General features: G+C 69.2%; 20 protein-coding genes. 12 read left to right on the forward strand and 8 right to left on the reverse strand.

Going from position 1 to position 23,235, the window contains the following annotated elements; translation table 11 throughout:
- Nucleotides 1–16: 16 nt before the first annotated feature.
- Together E5671_RS17065 and E5671_RS17070 are read right to left on the reverse strand one after the other, a co-directional pair.
- On the reverse strand, nucleotides 17–484 hold the full coding sequence (locus E5671_RS17065) for a peroxiredoxin (RefSeq protein WP_160504837.1): 468 nt from the start codon (nucleotides 482–484) through the stop codon (nucleotides 17–19).
- Nucleotides 485–688: 204 nt separating this feature from the next.
- Entirely contained in the window at nucleotides 689–1,126 is a 438-nt protein-coding gene (locus E5671_RS17070; protein ID WP_160504838.1) for a DUF3052 family protein, read from the reverse strand.
- 423 nt (nucleotides 1,127–1,549) lie between these two features.
- Between E5671_RS17070 and aceE the strand changes: the two genes are divergently transcribed.
- Nucleotides 1,550–4,282 carry a pyruvate dehydrogenase (acetyl-transferring), homodimeric type gene (gene aceE / locus E5671_RS17075; RefSeq protein WP_160504839.1) on the forward strand — a complete coding sequence of 911 codons (2,733 nt, stop codon included), beginning with the start codon at nucleotides 1,550–1,552 and terminating at the stop codon, nucleotides 4,280–4,282.
- A 146-nt stretch (nucleotides 4,283–4,428) separates the two neighbouring features.
- Complete coding sequence (locus E5671_RS17080) at nucleotides 4,429–5,385, forward strand: potassium channel family protein (RefSeq protein ID WP_237330181.1); 957 nt, start codon at nucleotides 4,429–4,431, stop codon at nucleotides 5,383–5,385.
- Here the strand turns inward: E5671_RS17080 and E5671_RS17085 are convergent.
- Nucleotides 5,366–5,794: a peptidase inhibitor family I36 protein gene (locus tag E5671_RS17085; protein ID WP_202122012.1), complete on the reverse strand. Its 429-nt coding sequence runs from the start codon at nucleotides 5,792–5,794 to the stop codon at nucleotides 5,366–5,368. The two genes, E5671_RS17080 and E5671_RS17085, sit on opposite strands and share 20 nt — an antisense overlap.
- A 184-nt stretch (nucleotides 5,795–5,978) precedes the next feature.
- Complete coding sequence (locus E5671_RS17090) at nucleotides 5,979–7,589, reverse strand: MFS transporter (protein WP_160504840.1); 1,611 nt, start codon at nucleotides 7,587–7,589, stop codon at nucleotides 5,979–5,981.
- A gap of 116 nt (nucleotides 7,590–7,705) precedes the next feature.
- Here E5671_RS17090 and E5671_RS17095 point away from each other — a divergent pair, with 116 nt between their 5' ends.
- The 7 genes from E5671_RS17095 to E5671_RS17125 all read left to right on the forward strand — a co-directional run bounded on the left by E5671_RS17095 (nucleotide 7,706) and on the right by E5671_RS17125 (nucleotide 15,601).
- Complete coding sequence (locus E5671_RS17095; RefSeq protein ID WP_443032638.1) at nucleotides 7,706–8,410, forward strand: TetR/AcrR family transcriptional regulator; 705 nt, start codon at nucleotides 7,706–7,708, stop codon at nucleotides 8,408–8,410.
- A 244-nt stretch (nucleotides 8,411–8,654) separates the two neighbouring features.
- Nucleotides 8,655–9,866 (forward strand): alpha/beta hydrolase, encoded by a 1,212-nt coding sequence (locus E5671_RS17100; protein ID WP_160504842.1) that lies wholly within the window; start codon nucleotides 8,655–8,657, stop codon nucleotides 9,864–9,866.
- A gap of 75 nt (nucleotides 9,867–9,941) precedes the next feature.
- Entirely contained in the window at nucleotides 9,942–10,814 is an 873-nt protein-coding gene (locus E5671_RS17105; protein WP_202121147.1) for a DUF4429 domain-containing protein, read from the forward strand.
- A 158-nt stretch (nucleotides 10,815–10,972) separates the two neighbouring features.
- Nucleotides 10,973–12,337, forward strand: coding sequence for a sensor histidine kinase (locus E5671_RS17110; RefSeq protein ID WP_160504843.1), 1,365 nt, complete (start codon nucleotides 10,973–10,975; stop codon nucleotides 12,335–12,337).
- Entirely contained in the window at nucleotides 12,334–13,005 is a 672-nt protein-coding gene (locus E5671_RS17115) for a response regulator (protein ID WP_160504844.1), read from the forward strand. The genes E5671_RS17110 and E5671_RS17115 overlap by 4 nt, the downstream gene beginning before the upstream one ends.
- Nucleotides 13,006–13,157: 152 nt before the next feature.
- Nucleotides 13,158–14,375, forward strand: a complete 1,218-nt coding sequence (locus E5671_RS17120) for an alpha/beta hydrolase (RefSeq protein ID WP_160504845.1) — start codon at nucleotides 13,158–13,160, stop codon at nucleotides 14,373–14,375.
- A complete protein-coding gene (locus E5671_RS17125; protein WP_160504846.1) occupies nucleotides 14,372–15,601 on the forward strand; it encodes an acyltransferase family protein in 1,230 nt (409 codons plus the stop codon). The genes E5671_RS17120 and E5671_RS17125 overlap by 4 nt, the downstream gene beginning before the upstream one ends.
- 149 nt (nucleotides 15,602–15,750) lie before the next feature.
- Here the strand turns inward: E5671_RS17125 and E5671_RS17130 are convergent, their stop codons facing one another.
- Together E5671_RS17130 and E5671_RS17135 are read right to left on the reverse strand one after the other, a co-directional pair.
- Nucleotides 15,751–16,692, reverse strand: a complete 942-nt coding sequence (locus E5671_RS17130; RefSeq protein ID WP_237330610.1) for an aldo/keto reductase — start codon at nucleotides 16,690–16,692, stop codon at nucleotides 15,751–15,753.
- Between the two features lie 191 nt (nucleotides 16,693–16,883).
- A complete protein-coding gene (locus E5671_RS17135; RefSeq protein ID WP_237330182.1) occupies nucleotides 16,884–17,456 on the reverse strand; it encodes a MerR family transcriptional regulator in 573 nt (190 codons plus the stop codon).
- 123 nt (nucleotides 17,457–17,579) lie between these two features.
- On the opposite strand from E5671_RS17135, the gene E5671_RS17140 reads away from it, so the two are divergent.
- Nucleotides 17,580–18,068, forward strand: coding sequence for a GNAT family N-acetyltransferase (locus E5671_RS17140; protein WP_160504848.1), 489 nt, complete (start codon nucleotides 17,580–17,582; stop codon nucleotides 18,066–18,068).
- Between the two features lie 29 nt (nucleotides 18,069–18,097).
- Here the strand turns inward: E5671_RS17140 and E5671_RS17145 are convergent, their stop codons facing one another.
- Complete coding sequence (locus tag E5671_RS17145; RefSeq protein WP_160502332.1) at nucleotides 18,098–19,327, reverse strand: IS110 family transposase; 1,230 nt, start codon at nucleotides 19,325–19,327, stop codon at nucleotides 18,098–18,100.
- A 598-nt stretch (nucleotides 19,328–19,925) separates the two neighbouring features.
- Here E5671_RS17145 and E5671_RS17150 point away from each other — a divergent pair.
- Nucleotides 19,926–20,741 carry a serine hydrolase domain-containing protein gene (locus E5671_RS17150; RefSeq protein WP_160504849.1) on the forward strand — a complete coding sequence of 272 codons (816 nt, stop codon included), beginning with the start codon at nucleotides 19,926–19,928 and terminating at the stop codon, nucleotides 20,739–20,741.
- A 479-nt stretch (nucleotides 20,742–21,220) separates the two neighbouring features.
- Here E5671_RS17150 and E5671_RS17155 read toward each other — a convergent pair whose 3' ends face one another.
- Complete coding sequence (locus E5671_RS17155) at nucleotides 21,221–21,886, reverse strand: pirin family protein (RefSeq protein WP_160504850.1); 666 nt, start codon at nucleotides 21,884–21,886, stop codon at nucleotides 21,221–21,223.
- Between the two features lie 185 nt (nucleotides 21,887–22,071).
- Here E5671_RS17155 and fasR point away from each other — a divergent pair, with 185 nt between their 5' ends.
- The gene (gene fasR, locus E5671_RS17160) at nucleotides 22,072–23,211 is read left to right on the forward strand and encodes a fatty acid biosynthesis transcriptional regulator FasR (RefSeq protein WP_160510240.1); all 1,140 of its coding nucleotides are present in this window, start codon (nucleotides 22,072–22,074) and stop codon (nucleotides 23,209–23,211) included.
- Nucleotides 23,212–23,235: the final 24 nt, after the last annotated feature.

A 23,235-nucleotide genomic window follows, 5' to 3' on the forward strand; every position in this document is an offset into this window, starting at 1 on the left:
TGTCACCCCTGAGGAATCACAGGGTGCCGAGCGCCTTGACGTACTCGTTGAGATCGCGGGCGTCCGGCAGGCCGTTGACGACAGTCCAGCGCACCACGCCCTCCTTGTCGATGATGAAGGTGCCGCGCACCGCGCAGCCCTTGTCCTCATCGAAGACCTCGTACGCGCGCGACGCCTCGCCGTGCGGCCAGAAATCGGAGAGCAGGGGGTACTCCAGGCCCTCCTGTTCGGCGAATACGCGCAGGGTGTGGATGGAGTCGTTCGAGACCGCGAGCAGCTGGGTGTCGTCGTTGACGAACTTCGGCAGTTCGTCGCGGAGTGCGCAGAGCTCGCCCGTGCACACACCGGTGAACGCGAACGGATAGAAGAGCAGCACCACGTTCTTCTCGCCGCGGAAGTCCGACAGCCGCACGGTCCGGCCGTGGTTGTCCTTCAACTCGAAGTCCGGGGCCTTGGTGCCGGTCGCGATTCCAGCGAGCGCCATGAGTTCGCATCCCTTCGATGGGGCTGTTCGGGTGACGACCACCCTACGCAACGGGCGTTTCGTCCGATCACCCCCCAGGGCGGGCACTTCTCCGCGCCGTCTCTCGGGCCCCCACGCACGCGTGAGCCCCCACCGGCATGCGTCGGTGGGGGCTCAGCTCACAGCGATTGGCTCAGTCGACTTCCTGCTGCCTGAGCGGCAGCTTCACCGCTTCTTGGCTGCCGCCTTCGGCGTGACCAGACGGCTGCCCGTCCAGTCCTTGCCCGCGTTGATGCTCTTGGTCTGAGCGAGGCCGGCCGTCTGCGCTGCTTCGTTGATGTCGCTCGGCTCGACATAGCCGTCGCGGCCTGTCTTCGGCGTCATCAGCCAGAGGTCGCCGCCCTCTTCGATCAGCTGGGTGGCGTCTACCAGCGCATCCGTCAGGTCGCCGTCGTCCTCGCGGAACCACAGCACCACGGCGTCAGCAGTGTCGTCGTATTCCTCGTCGACGAGCTCGCTGCCGATCACCCCTTCAATGGCCTCGCGGAGCTCCTGATCGACATCGTCGTCGTAGCCGATCTCCTGGACCACCTGCTCGGGCTGGAAACCCAGCCTCGCGGCAGGGTTGGTCCGCTCCTCCGCGTGGTCCGCGGTCGCGCTCACGGCTTGCCTCCTGATCATGTTTTCGGGAATGCCTTCACCCACGCGCGTGCGCGGGACATTGGCGGTAGTCCACACGGGCGGACCGGATCGCGCAAGTACCCGGCCGTCAAGACCGCTGAAACGGTGACGTTCCCGGCCGTGTCGCCGCAACTCAAGGCCCACCTGCCAGATCCTTCTCCGCTCGCACTTCGCTCGACTTCGCTCGTACGACACCGAACGGAACTGAGGTCCGAACGGCCTTACGAACCGGCTAGGCGGGATGGGCGTATCGTTGCGATTTGGTCGAGCCTACCCCAGGGCCGCCGGGCGGACCCCTCGGTTACCTCTCAGTAGAGATGACGATTCCGCCTACGCGGTACACGATGGGGAACGTCTCACAGCCAGGCAGAACCCAGGCGAAAGCCCCAACAGCGAAGGAACAGCGTGGCTTCCGGATCCGATCGCAACCCGATCATCATTGGCGGCCTGCCGAGTCAGGTCCCGGACTTCGATCCCGAAGAGACCCAGGAGTGGCTCGACTCCCTCGATGCCGCGGTCGACGAACGCGGCCGCGAGCGGGCCCGCTACCTGATGCTCCGGCTTATCGAACGTGCGCGCGAGAAGCGTGTCGCCGTCCCCGAGATGCGCAGCACGGACTACGTCAACACGATCGCCACCAAGGACGAGCCGTTCTTCCCCGGCAACGAGGAGATCGAGCGCAAGGTCCTGAACGCGACCCGCTGGAACGCCGCCGTGATGGTGTCGCGCGCCCAGCGTCCCGGCATCGGGGTCGGCGGTCACATCGCCACCTTCGCCTCATCGGCCTCGCTCTACGACGTGGGCTTCAACCACTTCTTCCGCGGCAAGGACGAGGGCGACGGCGGCGACCAGATCTTCTTCCAGGGGCACGCGTCCCCCGGCATCTACGCCCGCGCGTTCCTCCTCGACCGGCTCTCCGAGCAGCAGCTCGACGCGTTCCGCCAGGAGAAGTCGAAGGCTCCGAACGGCCTTTCGTCCTACCCGCACCCGCGTCTGATGCCGGACTTCTGGGAGTTCCCGACCGTCTCGATGGGCCTCGGCCCGCTCGGCGCGATCTTCCAGGCGCGGATGAACCGCTACATGGAGGCGCGCGGCATCGCCGACACCTCCAAGTCGCACGTCTGGGCCTACCTCGGCGACGGCGAGATGGACGAACCCGAGTCGCTCGGCCAGCTCTCCATCGCCGCCCGCGAGGGCCTGGACAACCTGACCTTCGTCGTCAACTGCAACCTCCAGCGCCTCGACGGCCCGGTGCGCGGCAACGGGAAGATCATCCAGGAGCTCGAGTCGCAGTTCCGCGGCGCCGGCTGGAACGTCATCAAGCTGGTCTGGGACCGCAGTTGGGACCCGCTGCTCGCACAGGACCGCGACGGTGTGCTGGTCAACCGGCTCAACACGACGCCCGACGGCCAGTTCCAGACGTACGCGACCGAGACCGGCTCGTACATCCGTGAGCACTTCTTCGGCGACGACCACCGCCTGCGCTCCATGGTCGAGAACATGACCGACGAGCAGATCCTGCACCTGGGCCGCGGCGGCCACGACCACAAGAAGGTCTACGCGGCGTACGCGGCCGCCAAGGCCCACAAGGGCCAGCCGACCGTCATCCTGGCGCAGACGGTCAAGGGCTGGACGCTCGGCCCGAACTTCGAGGGCCGCAACGCCACGCACCAGATGAAGAAGCTGACGGCCGACGACCTCAAGGGCTTCCGCGACCGCCTGCACATCCCGATCACGGACAAGGAACTGGAGGGCGGCGCCCCGCCGTACTACCACCCGGGCCGTGACTCGGAAGAGATCCAGTACATGCACGACCGCCGCCAGGGCCTCGGCGGTTACGTCCCGACCCGCGTGGTCCGCTCGAAGCCGCTCCCGCTCCCCGAGGAGAAGGCGTACGCGGCCGCGAAGAAGGGCTCGGGCCAGCAGTCGATCGCCACCACCATGGCGTTCGTCCGCATCCTGAAGGACCTCATGCGGGACAAGGAGATCGGCAAGCGCTTCGTGCTGATCGCCCCCGACGAGTACCGCACCTTCGGCATGGACGCCTTCTTCCCGAGCGCGAAGATCTACAACCCGCTCGGCCAGCAGTACGAGGCTGTCGACCGTGAGCTGCTCCTCGCCTACAAGGAGTCCCCGACCGGTCAGATGCTGCACGACGGCATCTCCGAGGCCGGCTGCACGGCCTCGCTGATCGCCGCGGGCTCGGCCTACGCCACCCACGGCGAACCGCTGATCCCGGTGTACGTCTTCTACTCGATGTTCGGTTTCCAGCGCACCGGCGACCAGTTCTGGCAGATGGCCGACCAGCTGGCCCGCGGCTTCGTCCTCGGTGCCACCGCCGGCCGCACGACACTGACCGGCGAGGGCCTCCAGCACGCGGACGGCCACTCGCAGCTGCTCGCCTCGACCAACCCGGGCTGCGTCGCCTACGACCCGGCCTTCGGCTACGAGATCGCGCACATCGTCAAGGACGGCCTGCGCCGGATGTACGGCCCCGACAGCGAGGACGTCTTCTACTACCTCACCGTCTACAACGAGCCGATCCAGCACCCGGCCGAGCCCGCCGATGTGGACGTCGACGGCATCCTCAAGGGCATCTACCGCTTCAAGGCGGGCGAGCAGGGCGCCATCCCGGCGCAGATCCTCGCCTCCGGTGTCGCGGTGCCATGGGCGGTCGAGGCACAGCAGATCCTCGCTTCGGAGTGGAACGTCAAGGCGGACGTCTGGTCGGCGACCTCCTGGAACGAACTGCGCCGCGAGGCGGTCGACGTGGAGCGCCACAACCTCCTGCACCCCGAGGAGGAGCAGCGCACCCCGTACGTGACGCAGAAGCTGTCCGGCGCCGAGGGCCCGTTCGTGGCCGTCTCCGACTGGATGCGGAGCGTCCCCGACCAGATCTCCCGCTGGGTCCCCGGCACGTACCAGTCCTTGGGCGCCGACGGCTTCGGCTTCGCGGACACCCGCGGTGCGGCCCGCCGCTTCTTCCACATCGACGCGCAGTCGATCGTGGTCGGTGTGCTCACCGAGCTGGCCCGCGAGGGCAAGCTCGACCGCTCCGTACTGAAGCAGGCCATCGACCGCTACCAGCTGCTCGACGTCACGGCGGCTGACCCGGGCGCCGCTGGGGGCGACGCCTAGGCGGTGCAGCGCCGACGGGTGCAGCGCCAGCGGTGCAGCTACCGGCGAGCACTCATGGCGCAGGGGTGCCCTGTAGCACGTAGGTCGTTCGGAGGGTGGTGGGGCGGAGGCTCCCGCCACCCTCCGGCGTTTCCTACGATGCGCGCATGGAAGCGCCCATAAAGCACCAACCGGCACAGCTCCGTTGGGAGCGACGTACCCAGCGTCCGCTCCTCGCGCTCGCGGTGGCCTTCGCCGTCGCCTACGCCGTGCCCATCGTGGTGCCCGACGCGAGCAAGAGCGTCGGAACCACGTGCACCGTGGTGGAGTGGATCGTCTGGGGTTCCTTCGCCACGGACTATCTCGTACGTCTCTACCTCACCGACCACCGCAAGCAGTTCGTCCGCTCGCACTGGCTCGACCTCGGTGCTGTCCTCCTCCCGATGTTGCAGCCGCTGCGGTTGCTGCGGCTGGTCTCGACTCTGTTGCTGGTCGGGCGCCGGGCCCGGATGGCGTCTCAGATTCAGCTGACGACGTATGTCGCCGGGGCTGTCGTGGGCCTCCTCATGTTCGGTTCGCTGGCAGTCCTTTCGGTGGAGCGGGAGTCACCGAACGGCAATATCAAGACCCTTGGCGACGCGGTGTGGTGGTCCTTCACCACGATGACCACCGTCGGCTACGGCGATCACGCGCCGACGACCGGACTCGGCCGCGTGCTTGCGGTCGGCCTGATGCTGTCGGGCATCGCGCTCCTGGGTGTGGTCACCGCCAACATCGCGGCCTGGTTCATCTCGCGCTTCGACCGGGACGACGTCGAGGAACGGCGCCAGACGGCGGCGATCGAGGCGCTGACGACGGAGGTGCGAGCGCTACGAGCACAGGTGACCGCGCTGTCGGGCGGGGCGGTGCCCGGTGTGGCGGCGGGAGCAGGGATGGGTGCGGCCGGGGCGGTGCCCGGTGCGGCGGAGGGAGCAGGGATGGGTGCGGCTGGGGCGGTGCCCGGTGCGGCGGAGGGAGCAGGGATGGGTGCGGCCGGGGCGGTGCCCGGTGCGGCGGAGGTTCCGCGGCCGGCGCCGGCCGCGGATGGTCCTGACGTCCCTCCGGTCAGTTCTCCCAGACCTTGAACGCCCTGACGCGGTAAGGCGATTCGGGGACCCAGCTGCCACCCCCTGGGTATGTGTCGAACTCGCCGGTCTCGGCACACTCCGCGGATTGATACGTGGTGACCGGCCGGCCCGTGCGGTTGGCGAGTGCTTGAGCGCTGCCCCCCTCCGGCAGCGCTACACAGCTCTCGATGTCGATCTCGGACAGCTCGTACGTCTGTCGGGCGCCTTTGAACTCCGCCTTTCCCCATAGACAGAGCTCCCCCGGCCCGCAACCGGCGAGCGTGGGCGGCGCTGTTGCCCCGGCGTGCTTCGCGGGTGTCGCGAGATCGGCCTGTGTGGACGGTGCCGTGGCACCGGCCTGTGCGGGGGTGAGGATCACCGTGGCGAGTGCGGCCGCGGCGAAGGACGTGGGCATGGTCGTACGCATCTGCTTCAACTCCCGTGTCGTGTCGATCACTTGCCAGAACTGTGACCCACTCGCCAGCCCCATCGGAAGGGGTACGGATGTGCGTCACCCAGATAGGCGAAAGCCCCCCAGTTGAACCCTGAGGGGCTTTCCCTGATGCGTGAGCGCGACCGGCGTGAGCGCGGCTAGATGTGCGCGAGCGCGGCTAGATGTGTCCGACTCCGGCGCCCGCGTCGGCGTTGGCGCCTCGCTTGGTCAACGTGGCGACCAGGGCCGCGATGACCGCGACGACACCGGCGACGGTGAAGGCCAGGCCCATGCCGGACACGAACGTGTCATGCGCGACCGAGGTGATCGCTTCGGCGACCGGCTCGGGCGCCTTCGGCGGGACCGGGGCTCCGCCCATCTCGACGACGGCGGACGCCTGGTCGAGCTGGTCCGGCGTCATGGGCGGAAGCTTGGCGTCCGCCCAGTTCGCGGGGAGGTCTTCGTCTACCCGGGCGGCCATCACCGCGCCGAGTACCGCCGTGCCGAGCGCGCCGCCGACCTGCATGCCGGCCTGCTGCAGACCGCCCGCCACGCCGGACAGCTCCAGCGGGGCGTTGCCGACGATGACCTCGGTGGCTCCCACCATCACGGGCGCGAGGCCAAGGCCGAGCAGGCCGAGCCAGAGCGACATCGGCAGCGTCGCGGTGTCCGTCGTCATCGTGGACATGCCGAACATCGCGATGGCCGTGGCCACCATGCCGCCGACGAGCGGGACGCGCGGGCCGAACTTGGTGATGAGCGCGCCGGCGATCGGCGAGGCCACGATCATCATGGCCGTCAGTGGCAGGAGGTGCAGTCCGCTGTCGACCGGGCTCATGCCATGCACGTTCTGCAGATAGAACGTGACGAAGAACAGGCCGCCCATGAAGGCGAAGGCCATCAGCACCATCAGGACCGTGCCCGCGGACAGCGGGATGGACCTGAACATGCCCAGCGGGATGAGCGGTTCCTTGACCTTCGTCTCCCAGAAGGCGAAGAGCGCGAAGAGAACCACCGCACCCGCGAGGAAGAGCAGCGTCCTGGAGCCGCCCCAGCCCCACTCCGAGCCCTTGATGAGGGCCAGGATCAGCGCGAACATGCCGCCCGACAGCAGGACGATGCCGGGGATGTCGAAGGACTTCGGCGCGTTCTCCGCGCGGTGGTCCTTGAGGATCACAAGGCCGAGGGCGAGGGCGATGACGCCCACCGGCACGTTGATGAAGAACACCGACTGCCAGCTGACGTGTTCGACGAGCAGACCGCCGACGATGGGGCCGCCCGCGGTCGAGGCGCCGATGACCATGCCCCAGATGCCGATGGCCATGTTCAGCTTCTCGGCGGGGAAGGTGGCGCGCAGCAGGCCGAGCGCGGCCGGCATCAGGAGGGCTCCGAAGAGGCCCTGGAGCACGCGGAAGGCGACGACCAGGCCGACGCTGCTGGAGAACCCGATGGCGCCCGATGCGACGGCGAAGCCCGCCACGCCTATCAGGAAGGTCTGCCGGTGACCGAACCGGTCACCGAGCTTGCCGGCGGTGATCAGCGCGACGGCGAGCGCGAGAAGGTAACCGTTGGTGATCCACTGGACACCGGCCATGGTGGTGCCGAGGTCTTTCGCGATGGCCGGGTTGGCGATCGCGACGATGGTGCCGTCCAGGGCAACCATCATCACGCCGATCGCGACGGAGAAGAGCGTCAGCCAAGGGTGGCCGCGGAGCCCCTTGGCCGGGGCCGGAGCGGACGACGGCTCCGGCGCCTTGTCCGCCTTGTCGACGGTGATCTGACTAGTCATGCGTTCGAGGCTAGTGTCAGTCGCTGACAGTTGACAAACCATTTCACAAGCCGGTAACTGTCACGTAGCTCACAGGTATGGTGAGCTGGTCAGAACGGTGGAAAGAGGGCCATGGCGTGAGGACCGAGCAGCGAGCGGCGGACCCCGCGAAACCGCACGCCGAGACCTCCGGAGACATCTCTGGTGAGCCCTCCCGGCCCGGACTGCGCGAGCGCAAGAAGCAGCGCACCCGTGACGCGCTCCTGCGCGCGGCGCTCGAGCTCTTCACGACCAAGGGATTCGAGGAGACGACGGTCGACGAGATCGCCGAAGCCGTCGACGTCTCGCAGCGCACGTTCTTCCGGTACTTCACCAACAAGCAGGAGACCGCCTTCGCGGTGCAGGAGATGGTGGAGCAGCGGTTCGTGGAGACGCTGCGCGAACGCCCTGCCGACGAAGCTCCGTTCGCGGCTCTGCGCGGGGCCGTCATCGGGGCCTGGGACGCGATGGGCCGGTCCATCGAGGAGGTCGTCCCGGTCGAACTCCACATGCGGACCTACCAGATGATCGAGTCCACCCCTTCCCTGCTCGCCGCTCACCTGCGCCGGTCCATCGAGATGGAGGAAGAGATCGCGCGCGTGATCGCCGAGCGTGAGGGGCTCGACCTGGACACGGACCCCCGACCGCGCGTGGTGGTGGCCGCCTTCAGTGGAGTGATGCGTGTGACCGGGCGGCTGTGGGGCGCGGGCGAGGACTCGAGCGTGGAGTCGATCCGCGCGATCACCGAGTCATATCTCGACCATCTGGGGCCCGCGTTGGCGGAGGACTGGCGTGCGGAGTGACGGTGCGCTCACTCCGAGTCGGGTCACGCGATGGGTCGACCCATCGAACAAATCAACACGTTGAGTGATCTGTTGATGCACCGTCAGTAATGGCGCGCCCGGGTGCGCTGCGCGCACACGCCGCCTACGGAGTGTGACGGAAACACTCAGCGTGCGCCCGCTTTGCCTCAATTACCCCACAGGAAACGTGATCTGCCTCACCCGGTGCACGGTAGGCATCACGATTCTCCTAGGGTGTTCCGTAGTGACTTCCTTCGACTCCTCCCCTCAACTCAGCGCCTGGCGCACACTGCTCGCGCTCGCCGTCGTGTTCGTCATGCTGGCGACCACGGGCTGGACCGCGGTGCGCCACCACAAGGACGCCGCCTCGCCGCTCGCGGCCTCGCTCTCCGCCTGGGATCGCGGGCACATCGGCGGACGGGTCCTGCCCGACGCCAGCGCCCCGGCCGGCAAGCTCGCTCACTTCTTCACGTCGCTCAACGCGCAACAGCGCACCCGACTCGCCACCCGCTACCCCCTAGCGGTCGGCAACATGAACGGTGCCCCCGTAGAGCTGCGATATCGCGCGAACCGCATCGCCCTGGAGCAAGCGCGCAAGACCGAGCGACGGCGCATGCACGACAACCGCCTCTCCCCTCTCGGGCAACAGGAGGCGGAGCGCAGAATGAAGCGCTTCGGCGTGATGATGCACCCGGGTCGGCAGGTCCTGTCCTTCGACCCCATGGGGTCGGGGCGTATAGCCGAGGTCTTCGGAGACCTCGACCGGGCTTCCAGGGTGTCGGTCGTGGTGCCCGGGGTGGACACGAACCTGCTGACGTTCGAGCGGACGAACCGCAAGTACTCGGCACCCGTCGGCATGGCCAAGGCGCTGTACGGCGCGGAGCACTCGGCGAGCCCACGCGCGCGTACCGCCGTGATCGCCTGGGCCGACTACACCGCGCCTGTCGGCCTCGGTGTGGACGCGGCCACGTCCATGCGCGCGGATGAGGGCGCGGTCCGGCTCAACTCTCTGGTCCGCAGTCTGCCGGGTCACTCGCCGGTCGCGCTGTACTGCCACAGCTACGGCTCGGTGGTGTGTGGGGTCGCCGCGCGGCAGCTGCCCTCCCGCGTCTCCGACATCGCGGTCGCGGGCAGCCCCGGCATGCGCGCGGACACGGTGGCACAGCTGGGCACAGGTGCCCGGATCTGGGCCACAAGGGACGGCGACGACTGGATCCAGGATGTGCCAAACATGGAGGTCGGCGGGCTCGGCCACGGTGCCGATCCCGTCTCCCGGGACTTCGGCGCGCGCGTGCTGTCCGCACGGGGCGCGATCGGCCACACCGGCTACTTCGAGCCGGGCACGGAGAGCCTCAGGAACTTCGCCGACATCGGCATTGGTTCGTACCGCTCGGTGCGGTGCGCGAGCGGGGATGACGCGTGCCGGAAGGAATTTTCCGGCACGGCAGTGGCCTGACGCGCGTAGAAATCGACAAAACAGCGGCACGCCGCAGGAGGGACGGAGGCGCGCGTGCCGCCTACGATGAGCCGCATGGGTGACGTACTGGCCGGATTTCATGCCGCCTGGGAGTTCGAGTCCGACTCCGTGCTCATCCGCTTCGAACGGGGGATCCGCACGCCGAAGCTCCTTCAGGCGCTCGGCGAACGCCGCATCCCCCACGAGGCGATCGCGGCGGTGACACTTACTCCCGGCAAGCGCGGGACGGTCGTCCTGCACGCCGTGCCGAGACCGGGCGCCGATCCGCTGATGGAGGCGGCCGCGGGACAGCTCAAGGACGGCTGTGACCCGTATCGACTCGTGCTGCCCGCCGAGCGGGAGACGCTCGCCGAGTACTACGCGGACGAGCTGCGGGCCCAGCTCACAGAGGGCGACTGCGGACCTCCGGACCGCTATCTGGTGGCCCCGCCGGAGACTCCGTTGCAGTTCAAGGCGTATGACGGCAAGGCGTCCTTCGACGGCAAATCAGTGGCCTTCCGGTGGTTCTGGACGGGCGCTTCGTCCGCGAAGTGGAAAGCCGGCGACCAGAGCTTCCTGGTCACGGACCTGAGCGGCGTCGAGTGGCGCTCGCCGGAGGTCTTCGAGGGCCATCTGCGGCTCCTGCGCCGTGAGACTCCGCTCGCCCAGCCCGCGCAGGCGGACCAGGATCCGGCGGCTGTCGTCTTCGGTCTCGGGTACGGGCCAGTGCACGAGTCGCTGCCGTTCGCGGCGTCGGTGCTCGCCGCCGTGCGGGCGTCGGGCCCGGCCCTGACGCCCGGCACGGTCCCCGGCGACGCCCCGGTGGCCCGTCGCGACCCGGCCGACATCGCGGAGCGCATCCGGCACCTCGGCGAGCTGCACCAGGCCGGTCTGCTCACGGACGAGGAATTCACGACGAAGAAGGCCGAGCTGCTGGCGGAGCTGTGACCCGACCCGGCGGGGGCCTGCGTCACTGGCCCCGAGTCCCCGGCTCCGGGTCATACCTGAGTATCGAGGGAAGCCCGGTTCGTACCCAGGTATGAGGGGCGGGTCAGCTCCGCGGTACGACGCCGCAGGGCGTGCTTCATGCCTACGCTGATCAGGCCATGAGCAGCGCATCGACACCACCGGACCAGGATCCCCGCCCCCCGGCCTCCGAGCCGGACGGGCGCGGGGTCACCCTTCAGCGTGCGACGGCGGGCGTCCGCGACGGGCTCGGCAGAGCAGGGGCCTTCCTCTCCACACCCGCGGGGCGGGCCGAGCCGCTCCTCGCCCGGGCGCCCAAGCGCTGGATGCGGCTGATTCCCTTGATCATCGCGCTGGGGTTCGTCGCGGTACTCATCCCGGTCACCACCCAGGTGCTGGCGAACGACTATGGGGTGAACGGCGGTCTGGCGGGCGCACTGGGCGTCGCGCAGGCCGCGCCGCTGCTGCTGGCCATCAGCCGCCCGCTGGCCGCCTGGTGCATCGTCATCGTCGCGGATGTCATCGGGGCGATCGTGACGCTGTCCATGGGCAACGACCGCCCCGCCCCCTGGACAGCCATGATCATCGTGGGTTACGTGGTCGTGTGCCTCCTGCTGTCCCTGCGTGAGAGCCGTCGCACCCTCCTGGGGATCTGGCTGGTCACCGTCGTCGTGAGCCTCGTCCTCGGTGCGTTCCGCGACGCCGGCAGCCAGGACACCAGCGTGCTGCTGATCGTGCTGAGCGGCGTCGCGCTGCTGATGGGCGCGCTGCTGCGCGAGCGTGGCGACGCGCAGCGCAGACTCATCGAGCAGGAGACCATCAGCGAGGCCGAGCGCGCCCAGCGAACCCTCCTCGAGGAACGGGCCCGCATAGCGCGGGAGTTGCACGATGTCGTCGCTCACCACATGTCGGTGATCACGGTGCAGGCCGACTCCGCGCCCTACCGCCTCGACGGCCTTCCGGACGCGGCGCGCGAGGAGTTCGGGAGCATCGCGGCCAGCGCCCGTGAATCCCTCACCGAGATGCGGCGGCTGCTCGCGGTGCTGCGCAGCGAGGACGCACCGGGCGAGAGGGCTCCGCAGCCGGGGCTCAGCAGACTGCCGCATCTGGTGGAGGCGACGGTGCGCGCGGGCGTACCGATCGATCTGTCACGTCCTGAACTGTCGGTGCTCACACAGCTGGCCGACGTCACACCGGCCGTCGACCTGTCCGCGTACCGCATCGTCCAGGAAGCCCTGTCGAACGTGATGCGGCACGCTCCGGGAGCGCGCACCACCATCACCGTCACCCTGGACGAGGAGCATCTGCTGATCCTCGTGGTCAACGGCCCGCCCACGGAAACACCCGACTCGTTGGAGCACAGCGGCACAGGTCACGGTCTCGTCGGCATGCGCGAACGCGTACGGTTGGTCGGCGGCACGGTCGATACCGGGCCGCTGCCCGACGGCGGCTTCCGTGTGGCGGCCCAACTCCCCCTCCTCAAAAAGGACTCCGGCACCGCATGACCATCCGCGTGATCATCGTCGATGACCAGAACATGGTGCGGGCCGGCTTCGCCGCACTCCTTGCGGCCCAGAGCGACATCGACGTCGTGGGCGAGGCACGGAACGGCAAGGAGGGCGTCGACGTCAGCCGCAACACCCATCCCGATGTCGTCCTGATGGATGTCCGGATGCCCGAGATGGACGGACTCGCCGCGGCCCGCGCCCTGTTGGACCCGCCGCCCGGGGTGGTGCACGTGCCGAAGGTGCTGATGCTCACCACCTTCGACGTGGACGACTATGTGTACGAGGCGCTGCGTGCCGGAGCCTCGGGCTTTCTCCTCAAGGACGCCCCGCCCGCCGATCTGATCTCCGCGGTACGCGTGGTGGCGGCGGGCGAGGCGCTGCTCGCTCCCTCGGTGACGCGACGTCTGATCACGGACTTCGCCAAGCAGCGGCCCCGCAATGACCAGTCCCTGCGGCTGAACGGCCTGACGCCGCGTGAGACCGAGGTACTGGTGCTGATCGCGCGCGGCCTGTCCAATCAGGAGATCGCCGAGCGTTTGGTCCTCGCCGAGCAGACCGTGAAGACCCATATCGGCAAGGTGCTGTCCAAGCTGGACCTGCGGGACCGGGCGCAGGCTGTGATCTTCGCCTATGAGTCGGGGCTGATCACGCCCGGGGAGCAGTAGAACTCTCTCCCCCCATACCGCGGTATGAGCTCCACATACCCCGATACGACCTGCGAGTTGGCTCCCCAGTGTGAGGTGCCGCGGGGCACCGTCTCCCTACTTTTCCCCTCGTCACGCCAGAGCGTGCCACGAGATGGGGAGGGAGACGGGCCATGCGCCTTCGTTCTTGGAAAGCCCGCGGGAGCTGGAAGGCCCGCAGCAAGCGGACGCTGATCGCCGCGGCGCTCACGACGACGATCGTGACCGGCACGACCGGCTGGGCGGTCGGAAATGAGCAGCAGCCGCTCACGGGCCCACCGCCGGGCACACAGGCCTGGCGCGCGGACCATACGTGGGGGGTTCCGCTGCCTGATCCGGCAGCCACCGCCCCCGCCCGAGTCGCCGCGTTCTTCGACTCGTTGAGCGAGGCCCAGCAGCACAGGCTGGCCGCACGGCACCCCTCGGTCGTCGGCAATCTGGACGGCGCCCCGACCGCCCTGCGCTTCAAGGCCAACTCCCTCTCCCTGAAAGCCGAGCGTGCCCGCGAGCAGAAGCGCGAGAGCGACCCCGGTCTCACCCTCCAGGACCACGAGCGAGCCCGATCCCTCATCACGCGTTACGAAGAGCTCCTGAGCCCCGGTCGGCAGATACTCGCGTTCGACCCACGCGGCAGAGGCCAAGTAGCCGAGGTCTATGGAGACTTGGCGAGCGCCCGACACGTATCCGTTGTCGTCCCGGGCTCCGACATGGACCTGAGCACCTTCGACCGCTCGAAGGACCAGTACGGCACACCGGCCGGGATGGCACGCTCCCTGCACGCCACGGCGGGCGACGACACGGCCGTGGTGGCCTGGGCCGGGTACACCACCCCGGTCGGCCTCGGCCCCGACGCCGCCACGGGACGGCTCGCGGAGGCCGGCGCGCCACGGCTGGCCCAGTTCGTACAGGGCCTGACGGCGTCCGGCGCCCCACGCCCCGCCGTGTTCTGCCACAGCTACGGCTCGGTGGTGTGCGGTCTGGCGGCCCCACAACTGCCGGCGTCCGACCTGGTGGTGCTCGGTTCACCCGGCATGCGTGCGGACAGCGTGACCGATCTGCACACCTCCGCCCGCGTGTGGGCGGCCAAGGACGACAGCGACTGGATCGGTGACGTGCCGAACGTCGAGCTGTTCGGCCTCGGCCATGGCGAGGACCCGGCCGATCCGGGATTCGGCGCCCGACGCGTTCCCGCAGAGCGAGCCGAGGGCCACACCGGCTACTTCGCCCCGGGGACGGATTCCCTCCAGGCCTTCGCCGCCATCGCGGAGACCACTGCCCCCAGCATCCCGGACGACGGCACCGCCGGAAGCGCGCCCGCCGCCGACGCCCGCCCCATCGGAGAGCGGCCATGAGCCTCACGCCACTGACCACCCTGCGCAGGTCCGCGTCGGCGATCGACGCCAAGACACCCGCACATCGCGACCGGGCCATAGACGGGCTGCGTGCGCTCGCCCTGCTCGCCGTGCCGACCGGGCACTGGCTGCTCGGCGGATTCACGCTCGACGCGGGCGGGGCACTGCACAATGCCAGCCCCCTGGCGTCGTTCGGATTCTTCGCGCCGCTCAGCTGGGTGCTGCAGATGCTGGGCATCTTCTTCCTGGTGGGCGGCTATGCCTCCGTCCTGTCGTATCGCCGGGCGGCGGCGCGTGGCGAGTCGACGAGGCGCTGGCTTCGCGGGCGAGTGGCACGGCTCGGACGTCCGGTCCTCGGGGTGACGGCTGTCTGGGCCGCACTGATCCCGGTGCTGTACGCGATGGGGGTGCCGGGCACGACTCTGCGCACGGGGTCCACGCTGGTGATACAGCCACTGTGGTTCGTCGGGATCTATGCGGTGATCACCGCGCTCACCCCATGGTGCATAAAGGCGGCCGAGCGGCTCGGCGCCTGGGCCGCGGCGCCTCTGCTCGGATCGGTCGCCGTCGTCGACTTCCTGCGCTACGGCCCGTCCGGGGAGGCCATGCCGTCCTGGCTGAGCCTGCTGAATCTGCTGCCCGGCTGGATGTTCGCCTATCAACTGGGCGTCAGCTGGGGCGAGAAGAAGCTGGGCAGGCGCGGAGGGTGGCTGCTGCTCGTCGGAGGGACAGCCCTCTTCGCGGCACTGCTGTTCGTCCTCCACTATCCGACGTCGATGGTCGGCGTCCCGGGTGAGGCCCGGACGAACTCCCATCCCCCGTCGCTGCTGGTCCTGGCGCTGGCCGCCGCGCAGAGCGGGGCGGCGATCCTGCTGCGGGAACGCATCGGCAAGTTGCTGCGCAGGCCCGCCCTGTGGGCACCGGTGGTCGTGATCAACCTGTCGGCGATGACGATCCTGTGCTGGCACCAGACGGCGATGCTCGCGGCGGCCGTACCCGGCTCGTTCCTCGGCGCCACGGTGCCAGGGCTGACGGCGGGTCCGGACACCTGGGCCTGGATAGCCGCCCGGATCGCCTGGCTTCCGGTCTTCGGAGCGCTCCTGCTGCTGATAGGCCGCTACACCCGAGGCTTCGAGGCCCCATGGAAGCGAGCCACGCATGCACGAAGGGCACTCGCCGGGCTCTTGGCGGCCGGGTTCGCGGTCTTCGCACTGGGGCTGGCGTGAAGGAATGGGCGGCGGGGTCCCTGCGGGGAAAGGAGCTCCCGGGTGGATCGGCAGGTGTCCCCTCGGGGCGGGGCATGCGGCGCAAGGTGCGGCGCAGGGTGGGCTGTTGGGGTGTGGTCCGCCGCGCCTGCGGAGCAGCTGGTTGCGTGTTATTCGCGGCCCGCCGATGTGAACGTCATGTCGGCGTAGCGGTCGCCTGCTACCTGGGCGGCGATGGGGTTCAGCAGGGCGAGTTCGGAGGGGGTGAGATTCAGGTGGGTAGCCGCGGTGTTCTCCTCGACGCGGGTGCGCTTGCGGGTGCCGGGGATGGGGACGACGGCCAGGCCGTGGGCCTGGGCCTGCTGTTGGACCCAGGCGAGGGCGACCTGGCCGAGGCTCGCGCAGTGGGCTTCGGCGACGGTGCGGACGGGCTCGAGGAGGGCCGCGTTGGTGGCGGCGTTGTCGCCCGTGAAGCGGGGCTGCTGGCGGCGGAAGTCGTCCTCGCCGAGTTCCTTGTCGGCGCTGACGAACGAGCCGGTGAGGAAGCCGCGGCCGAGCGGGGAGTACGGGACGAGGGCGACGCCTAGTTCGGCGGCGACGGGGACGACGCCCTGCTCGATGTCACGGCTGAAGAGCGACCACTCCGACTGGACGGCGGCGATGGGGTGGACGGCGTGGGCGGCGCGGAGTTCGGGTCCTGTGACCTCGCTGAGGCCGAGGTGCTTGACCTTGCCGGCGGCGACCAACTCGGCCATCACGCCGATCGTTTCCTCGATCGGCACCTGGGGGTTGCGGCGGTGCATGTAGTAGAGATCGATGACGTCCACGCCGAGGCGTTGGAGGCTGGCGTCGATGCAGGCGCGAATGTAGGCGGGATCGTTGTTGATGATCCGCTTGGTCGGGTCGTCCGGGTCGATGGCCAGGGCGAACTTGGTGGCGAGGACGACCTCGTCGCGGTGTGCCTTGAGGAAGGGGGAGAGGAACTTCTCGTTCTCACCGGCGGCGTAGGCGTCGGCGGTGTCGTAGAGGGTGACGCCCAGTTCGAGGGCGCGCTCCAGGGTCGCCCGGGCCTCGTCGGCGTCGGTGGGGCCGTAGGCGAAGCTCATGCCCATGCAGCCGAGTCCCTGGACGCCGACTTCGGGGCCGCCTGTGCCGAGCTGCACCTTCGCGATCCGGGCGGGGGTCTTCCCGGGGGTCCCCGTCGCCGCAGCCGTCTCCGGGGTCGCAGCCGTCTCGGGGGTCGTAGGCGTCTCGGGGGTCGTAGGCGTCTCGGGGGTCTTGGGTGTCTCTGCGGTCATCAGTGTCAGAGCCTCTCCGGCGCCGGGCGGGCGTCAGCGTAAAAGTTGATCTTGTAGTCGAGTACGGCCAGCGTGTCCTGGAGCTCCGCTATGCGGGTGCGGACGTCGCGGCGGGTCTGTTCGAGGAGTTCGTGGCGCTCGGTGAAGGTGTGTTCGCCCTCGCGCACCAGCTCGGCGTAGCGGACCATGTCCGCCACCGGCATGCCGGTGAGGCGCAGCTTGCCGACGAAGGTGAGCCAGTCCAGATCGCGGTTGCGGTAGCGGCGCTGGCCCGTGTGGGAGCGGTCGATGTGGGGCATCAGGCCGATTCGCTCGTACCAGCGCAGGGTGTGCGCGGTCAGGCCGATGAAGGCGACGACCTCACTGATCGTGTAGTGGTCCTGTCCGGTCGGGCGGGGGTGCGCGGGGGGTGCCGAGGCGCAGGCGTCAGGCTTGGTGCCAACGCCGTCGGAGCTGTCGGAGCCGTCGGAGCTCCCGGCGGTACCGGCAGCGCCTGCCGTACCTGCCGCACCTGGCGTCGCTTCGGTCACGCTCTGCGTGGGGCCCTTTGTGCGGGTCTCGGTCTCCATCACCGTCATGACCACCACGCTAGAACCTTGGAGTGCGCTCTAAGCAAGCAGAACCGGGAGGGAATATGTGACGTAAACAAACCCTCGGAAAAACGGAGGACGCCGCTTCATCCGGTGACTACGGTGCCGATCATGAGTCTTGTGCGGCGCGCCACGCCAGAGGATGCCGAGGAACTGATCAGGCTGCGGCAGGTGATGATCGACTCGGTGTTCGCTACCGGGTCAGCGTCCGCCTCCGGGTCCGACACCGGCTGGCATGCCGAGTCCCTTCCTGTCGTCCGGGACAAACTGGCCGATCCGGACGGCGACTTCGCCGCCTTCGTCGTCGACCGGCCGGACCGGCCAGGGAAGCTTGCGGCGCTGGTGGTGGGGACCCTGGACTACCGCATCGGGCGGGCGGGCAATCCGCGGGGCGTCATCGGTTATGTGTTCAGCGTCGCCACCGATCCGGATCAGCGGCGGCGTGGGTATGCGCGGGCCTGTATGGAGGTGCTGCTCGACTGGTTCCGGGAGCGTGGTGCGGGGAGTGTCGATCTCAACGCGTCGGCGGAGGCGGAGCCGCTGTACGCCTCGCTCGGTTTCGTGCGCAAGCCCGACCCCTCGATGCGGCTGAGCCTGTAGGGCGCTTAGACGCCTCACGAAGCTAAAAGTCAAGCCGCAGCGGCATGCGAGCGAGGGAACGCCGTCACTTCATCGAACAACTCGTGGTTCTTCAGGCAGTGATAGAGCTGGCCGAGGAGGCGGTTGAAGAGGTTACGGAGGGCGGATGCGTGCCAGTCTCCGTGCTCGTCGCGGCGTCGGCGGTAGTGCGCCTTGGCACCCGGAGAGCCGTTCGGGGCAGAGAAGGCCCAGAGATAGCCAGCGTGGTTGAGGCGGTCGTTCTTGATCCGTCGTCGGGTGATGCTGGACTTCTTGCCAGAGGCTCGGGTGATGGGCGAGGCGCCCGCGTAGGCCTTCAGCCCACGGGCATCGGCGAACCGGGCGTGGTCGTCTCCGATCTCGGCCAGCACCCGGGCGCCGAGCTGAGCTCCAAGACCGGGGAAGCTCAGGATCACTTCAGCGTCCGGGTGCTGAGGGAAAGCCTCTTCCACCGCCTTCGCGAGGTCATCCGCGGCGGTGCAGGCAGCTTCCAGCTGGCCGAGGAGGGCGAGCATCTGCTGGCCGAGGGCATCTTCGACGAGCGGGGGCTGGTGGGCCGAGTCGGCACGGAAAGCTTCGCGGAGCCGCTCGGCCTCGGTCTCGATGCCTCGTTTGCGGCCGGCCCGTTTGAGGGCCGCGCTGATCTGCGTGCGGCTCAGTCGTGCAGCACTGGCGGGGGTGGGGGCGAGTTTGAGGAGCTCGCGGGCCTCGGGGCGGCAGAGGCCGTTCGTCCAGGTGGCGAAGGCGTCCAAGACGGCGGGGTAGTACTCACGGAGCAGAGAACGGAGTTGGTTGGCCATCTGCTGGCGGTTCCAGGTCGCATCCTGCTGGGCGCGGGCGAGGACCGCGATAGCGCGGGCCAGGTCGCTGTCGTTGGGCAGGGGCCGGTGGGCATGCATGTCGGTCCGCAGCACATTAGCGAGGACGAGGGCGTCGCCGGGGTCGGACTTCTTGCGCGAGACGCTGTGCCGGTCACGGTATCGGGCCGCGGCCATAGGATTGATCGCGAAGACCTTCCGCTTGCCTTGCCGCAGGACCGCGACCAGCAGGCCGCGGGAGGTCTCGATCGCCACCGGGATCGGATCATCTTCAGTGTCGCCGTACTCGGCCAACAGATCCAGCAAGGTCTTGTAGCCAGCGGCGTCATCGGTGATGTGCCGCTTGGCCAGTAACTCGCCTGTGTCGTTGACCAGGGCGAAATCGTGCGTCCTTTCCGCCCAGTCAATTCCGCAGTAGATCAAGGTAATCCCCTCCCCATAGTGCAGGTTCTGCGCTGGTCACGAGCGCATACGGAGCCACGCGGCGACCTAATTCCAGGACTCAACCGCTGGGGTCGGTCCGACGCCTCACTAGCCGTGTTCGTGGCACCAGCGCACCTCACGGGCCTCGGTCTATTGCGGGAGCTCAGACAGCTCAGGCGTATCGAGAGGTCACCGTGCAGTGGGCTCGCCCCACCAACACCAACGAGTGATCAAGCGAGTAGGTATTGACGCTCTATAGGTGCCGAGCGTCGTCGCTCTGGCTAGAGGCATCGAGGCCAGGTCCAGCGGAGACGTCCGCTCGGCGCCCATAGAACATCACCGCCGACCGTGGTGGCTGTCGTGAAGGCGCCGGGCGCCGCCAATCTGTCCGGAGGCATCAACGGCCAGGCCGACCGGAGGCGTCTCGGCCCGGCGCCCACACGACCACCACCACTGAGCACTGGGGACCACGCGCCGCTCTAAGCGGAGGCTTCACGAGCCCGGCTCGTACAAGGCGTCACGGCTCGCAGTAGTCGAACACCCGGGGAGATCTACCCGATGTCCCTGGGGTCCTTACGAAGGAATTAGGCTCGTACGCATGCAGAGCCTGGCGTTGATCGAGAACTGGCCGGTCCCTACCGCTGCCGCCGCCGTCGTGCGCGCGGACGGCACGGTCGTCGGGGCGCACGGGCCCACCGGGCACCGTTTCGCGCTCGCTTCGGTCACCAAGCCGCTGGCGGCGTACGCGGTGCTTGTGGCGTACGAAGAGGGGGCGATCGAGCTCGATGAGCCCGCCGGGCCCGAGGGGTCGACCGTGCGGCATCTGCTGGCGCACACCAGCGGTCTTGCGTTCGACGAGCACCGGGTGACTGCGCCTGCCGGGACGCGGCGGCTGTATTCGAACTCGGGGTTCGAGGTGCTCGGGGATCACATCGCCAAGACGACGGACATTCCCTTCGGGGAGTATCTGCGGCAGGCCGTGCTCGAGCCGTTGGGCATGGGGGCCACCTCGCTCGACGGAGGGGCTTCGCCCGCCAAGGACGGGGTGTCCACTGTCGATGACCTGGTGAAGTTCGCCGCGGAGGTGCAGGCGCCGCGGTTGCTTGATCCGCGGACGGTGGCCGAGGCGATGTCTGTGGCGTATCCGGGGCTGAAGGGTGTGCTTCCCGGGTACGGGCATCAGAGTCCCAACGACTGGGGGCTCGGGTTCGAGATTCGGGACTCCAAGTCGCCGCACTGGACCGGGAGTTCGTCTTCGCCGCGGACGTTTGGGCACTTCGGGCAGGCCGGGACGTTCCTCTGGGTCGATCCCGATGCGGGGGCGGCGTGTGTCGCTCTGGCGGATCGGGCGTTCGGGCCGTGGGCCGTTGAGGCGTGGCCTTCGTTCACCGATGCGGTGCTCTCCGAGCTGTAAGGGTTCGCTCGCGCTTTGCGGGGGCCTGTCTTCAGCTGTGCCCCGCACTTGTGCGCCGTGCCCCGCGGTTGCGCGCCGTGCCCCGCAGTTGCCGCGCCGTGCCCCACAGCCTTGAGCCGTCCCCCGCAGCACGGTTGCCGCAAGGAGCGTTTCCGCAGCCCGGCGGGGGCGGGGTGCCGCCGCTGTGCCCACCCGTGCCGCCCCAGCGGCACGATTGCCCACAGCGGGGGGGGCGGACAGCCGCTCCTCGGCGTAGGCGACCCAGCAGCGGCAGCGCGGACCAAGCGGGACCCGCCCCAGCGGCACGATTGCCCACAGCGAGGGGCGCGGACAGCCGCCCCTCGGCGTAGGCGACCCAGTAGCGACAGCGCGGACCAAGCGGGACCCGCCCCAGCGGCACGATTGCCCCCACCACAGCGGGGGGGGGGCGGGCAGCCGCCCCTCGGCGTAGGCGATCCCAGCAGCGGCGGCGGCGTGACTCAGCCTCCCGCCATCTCCCACACCAGCAGCTCCGCCGCCCCTGCGCCCCCCGCCACCGCCTCCAACCCCTCCGCGGCCGTGATCCGGGCCGCGTCGCCCGGGGTCAGGTCTTCGCTGCCCATGCGGACCTCGCCCCGCACCACATGAACGTACGCACAAGGCGCGTCCGGGATTGCCGTGCGTTCGCCTGCGGCCAGGCGCCGGACGTGGAGGAGTGCGCCCGCCGCGGGGACCGCGTACGGAGTGGAGTCCGCGATGCCGTGGACCACCTCGTAGGACGGGTCGCCGCCGGGGCTGAGCGGGGACAGCCACATCTGGACGAAGACCAAGGGGGCTGCGCCCTCGTTGCGTTCCACGTGGCGGACACCGCCTGCGGCGCTCAGGTGCTGGACGTCCCCGGGGCGCACCACCGACTCGTGGCCCGTCGTGTCGCGGTGCGTCAGTTCGCCCTCGACCACCCAGGTCACGATCTCGGTGTGGCTGTGCGGGTGTTCGTCGAAGCCCGCACCGGGCGCGAGACGCTCTTCGTTGCAGGCCAGGATCGCGCCGAAGCGGAGGTTGTCCGGGTCGTAGTGCGGCCCGAAGGAGAAGGCGTGGAAGGTCTCGATACCGGCGGCGGGCTCCCCGCCGCGGTACCGATCGCCGGAGCGCCGTACATCAATCACACACCCCACGTTAGACCCGGCACCGCACACCGCCGTCCCGATAAGGCAGTCTTGTCCCCGTGCCCGAACCCTCTGCGAACGAAGCCCGCCAGGACGCCCATCAGGCAGCCCACGAGGAAGCCGCGCGCCACGAGGAAGCCGCCCGTCAGGACGCGCACCGGAAGGCTCACGCGCACTCAGCCACGCTGAAGCGCCTGGAGCAGTCAGCCGGCAGTCTCGCGGCGCAGGCCATCGCGCGCATGGACGAGACGCTGTCCTGGTACCGGGCGATGCCCCCCGAGAACCGGTCGTGGATCGGTCTGGTCGCGCAGGCCGGTATCGCCGCGTTCACCGAGTGGTTCCGGCGTCCCGACGCTCCCCAGGCCATCTCGACCGACGTCTTCGGCACCGCCCCGCGCGAGCTGACCAGGGCGATCACCCTGCGCCAGACCGTGGAGATGGTGCGTACGACGATCGAGGTGATGGAGTCCGCGGTCGACGAGATCGCGGCCCCGGGCGACGAGTCCGTCCTCCGCGAGGCGCTCCTCGTGTACGCCCGCGAGATCGCCTTCGCCACGGCGCAGGTCTACGCGCAGGCCGCCGAGGCACGCGGTGCCTGGGATGCCCGGCTCGAGTCGCTGGTCGTGAACGCCGTGCTCTCCGGGGAGGCCGACGAGGGGGCGGTCAGCAGAGCCGCCGCGCTCGGCTGGAACTCCCCCGAGCACGTCTGTGTCGTCCTCGGCACCGCACCCGACGGCGACAGCGAGCTCACCGTCGAAGCCATCCGCCGCGCCGCACGCCACGCCAAGCTGCAGGTCCTGACCGGTGTGCTCGGCGACCGTCTTGTCGTCATCGCGGGCGGCAGCGACAATCCGCTGCATGTCGCCAAGGGCCTGATCGGTCCGTACGCGGCAGGGCCCGTCGTCGCCGGACCCATCGTCCCCGACCTGCTGGCCGCCACCCGGTCCGCGCAGGCCGCGGCCGCCGGGCTCAAGGCCTGCGCCGCCTGGCAGGACGCTCCGCGTCCCGTCCTGGCGGACGATCTCCTGCCGGAGCGCGCGATCGCGAGCGATCCCGCCGCGCGCGAGCAGTTGGTGGAGGAGATCTACAGACCACTGGAGGAAGCGGGCTCCGCGCTCCTGGAGACGCTCAGCGTCTATCTGGAGCAGGCCAGCAGTCTCGAAGGTGCGGCCCGGATGCTCTTCGTTCACCCCAACACCGTGCGCTACCGGCTGCGACGTGTGACAGACGTCACCGGCTGGTCGCCATCGGACGTACGCTCCGCATTCACGCTGCGGATCGCACTGATCCTGGGGCGTCTGGCCGACGGAGATCTCCAACCGTAGGATTTTGTCGGGCCCCTACAATTC

The sequence above is a fragment of the Streptomyces sp. BA2 genome (assembly GCF_009769735.1).
GTDB lineage: Bacteria > Actinomycetota > Actinomycetes > Streptomycetales > Streptomycetaceae > Streptomyces.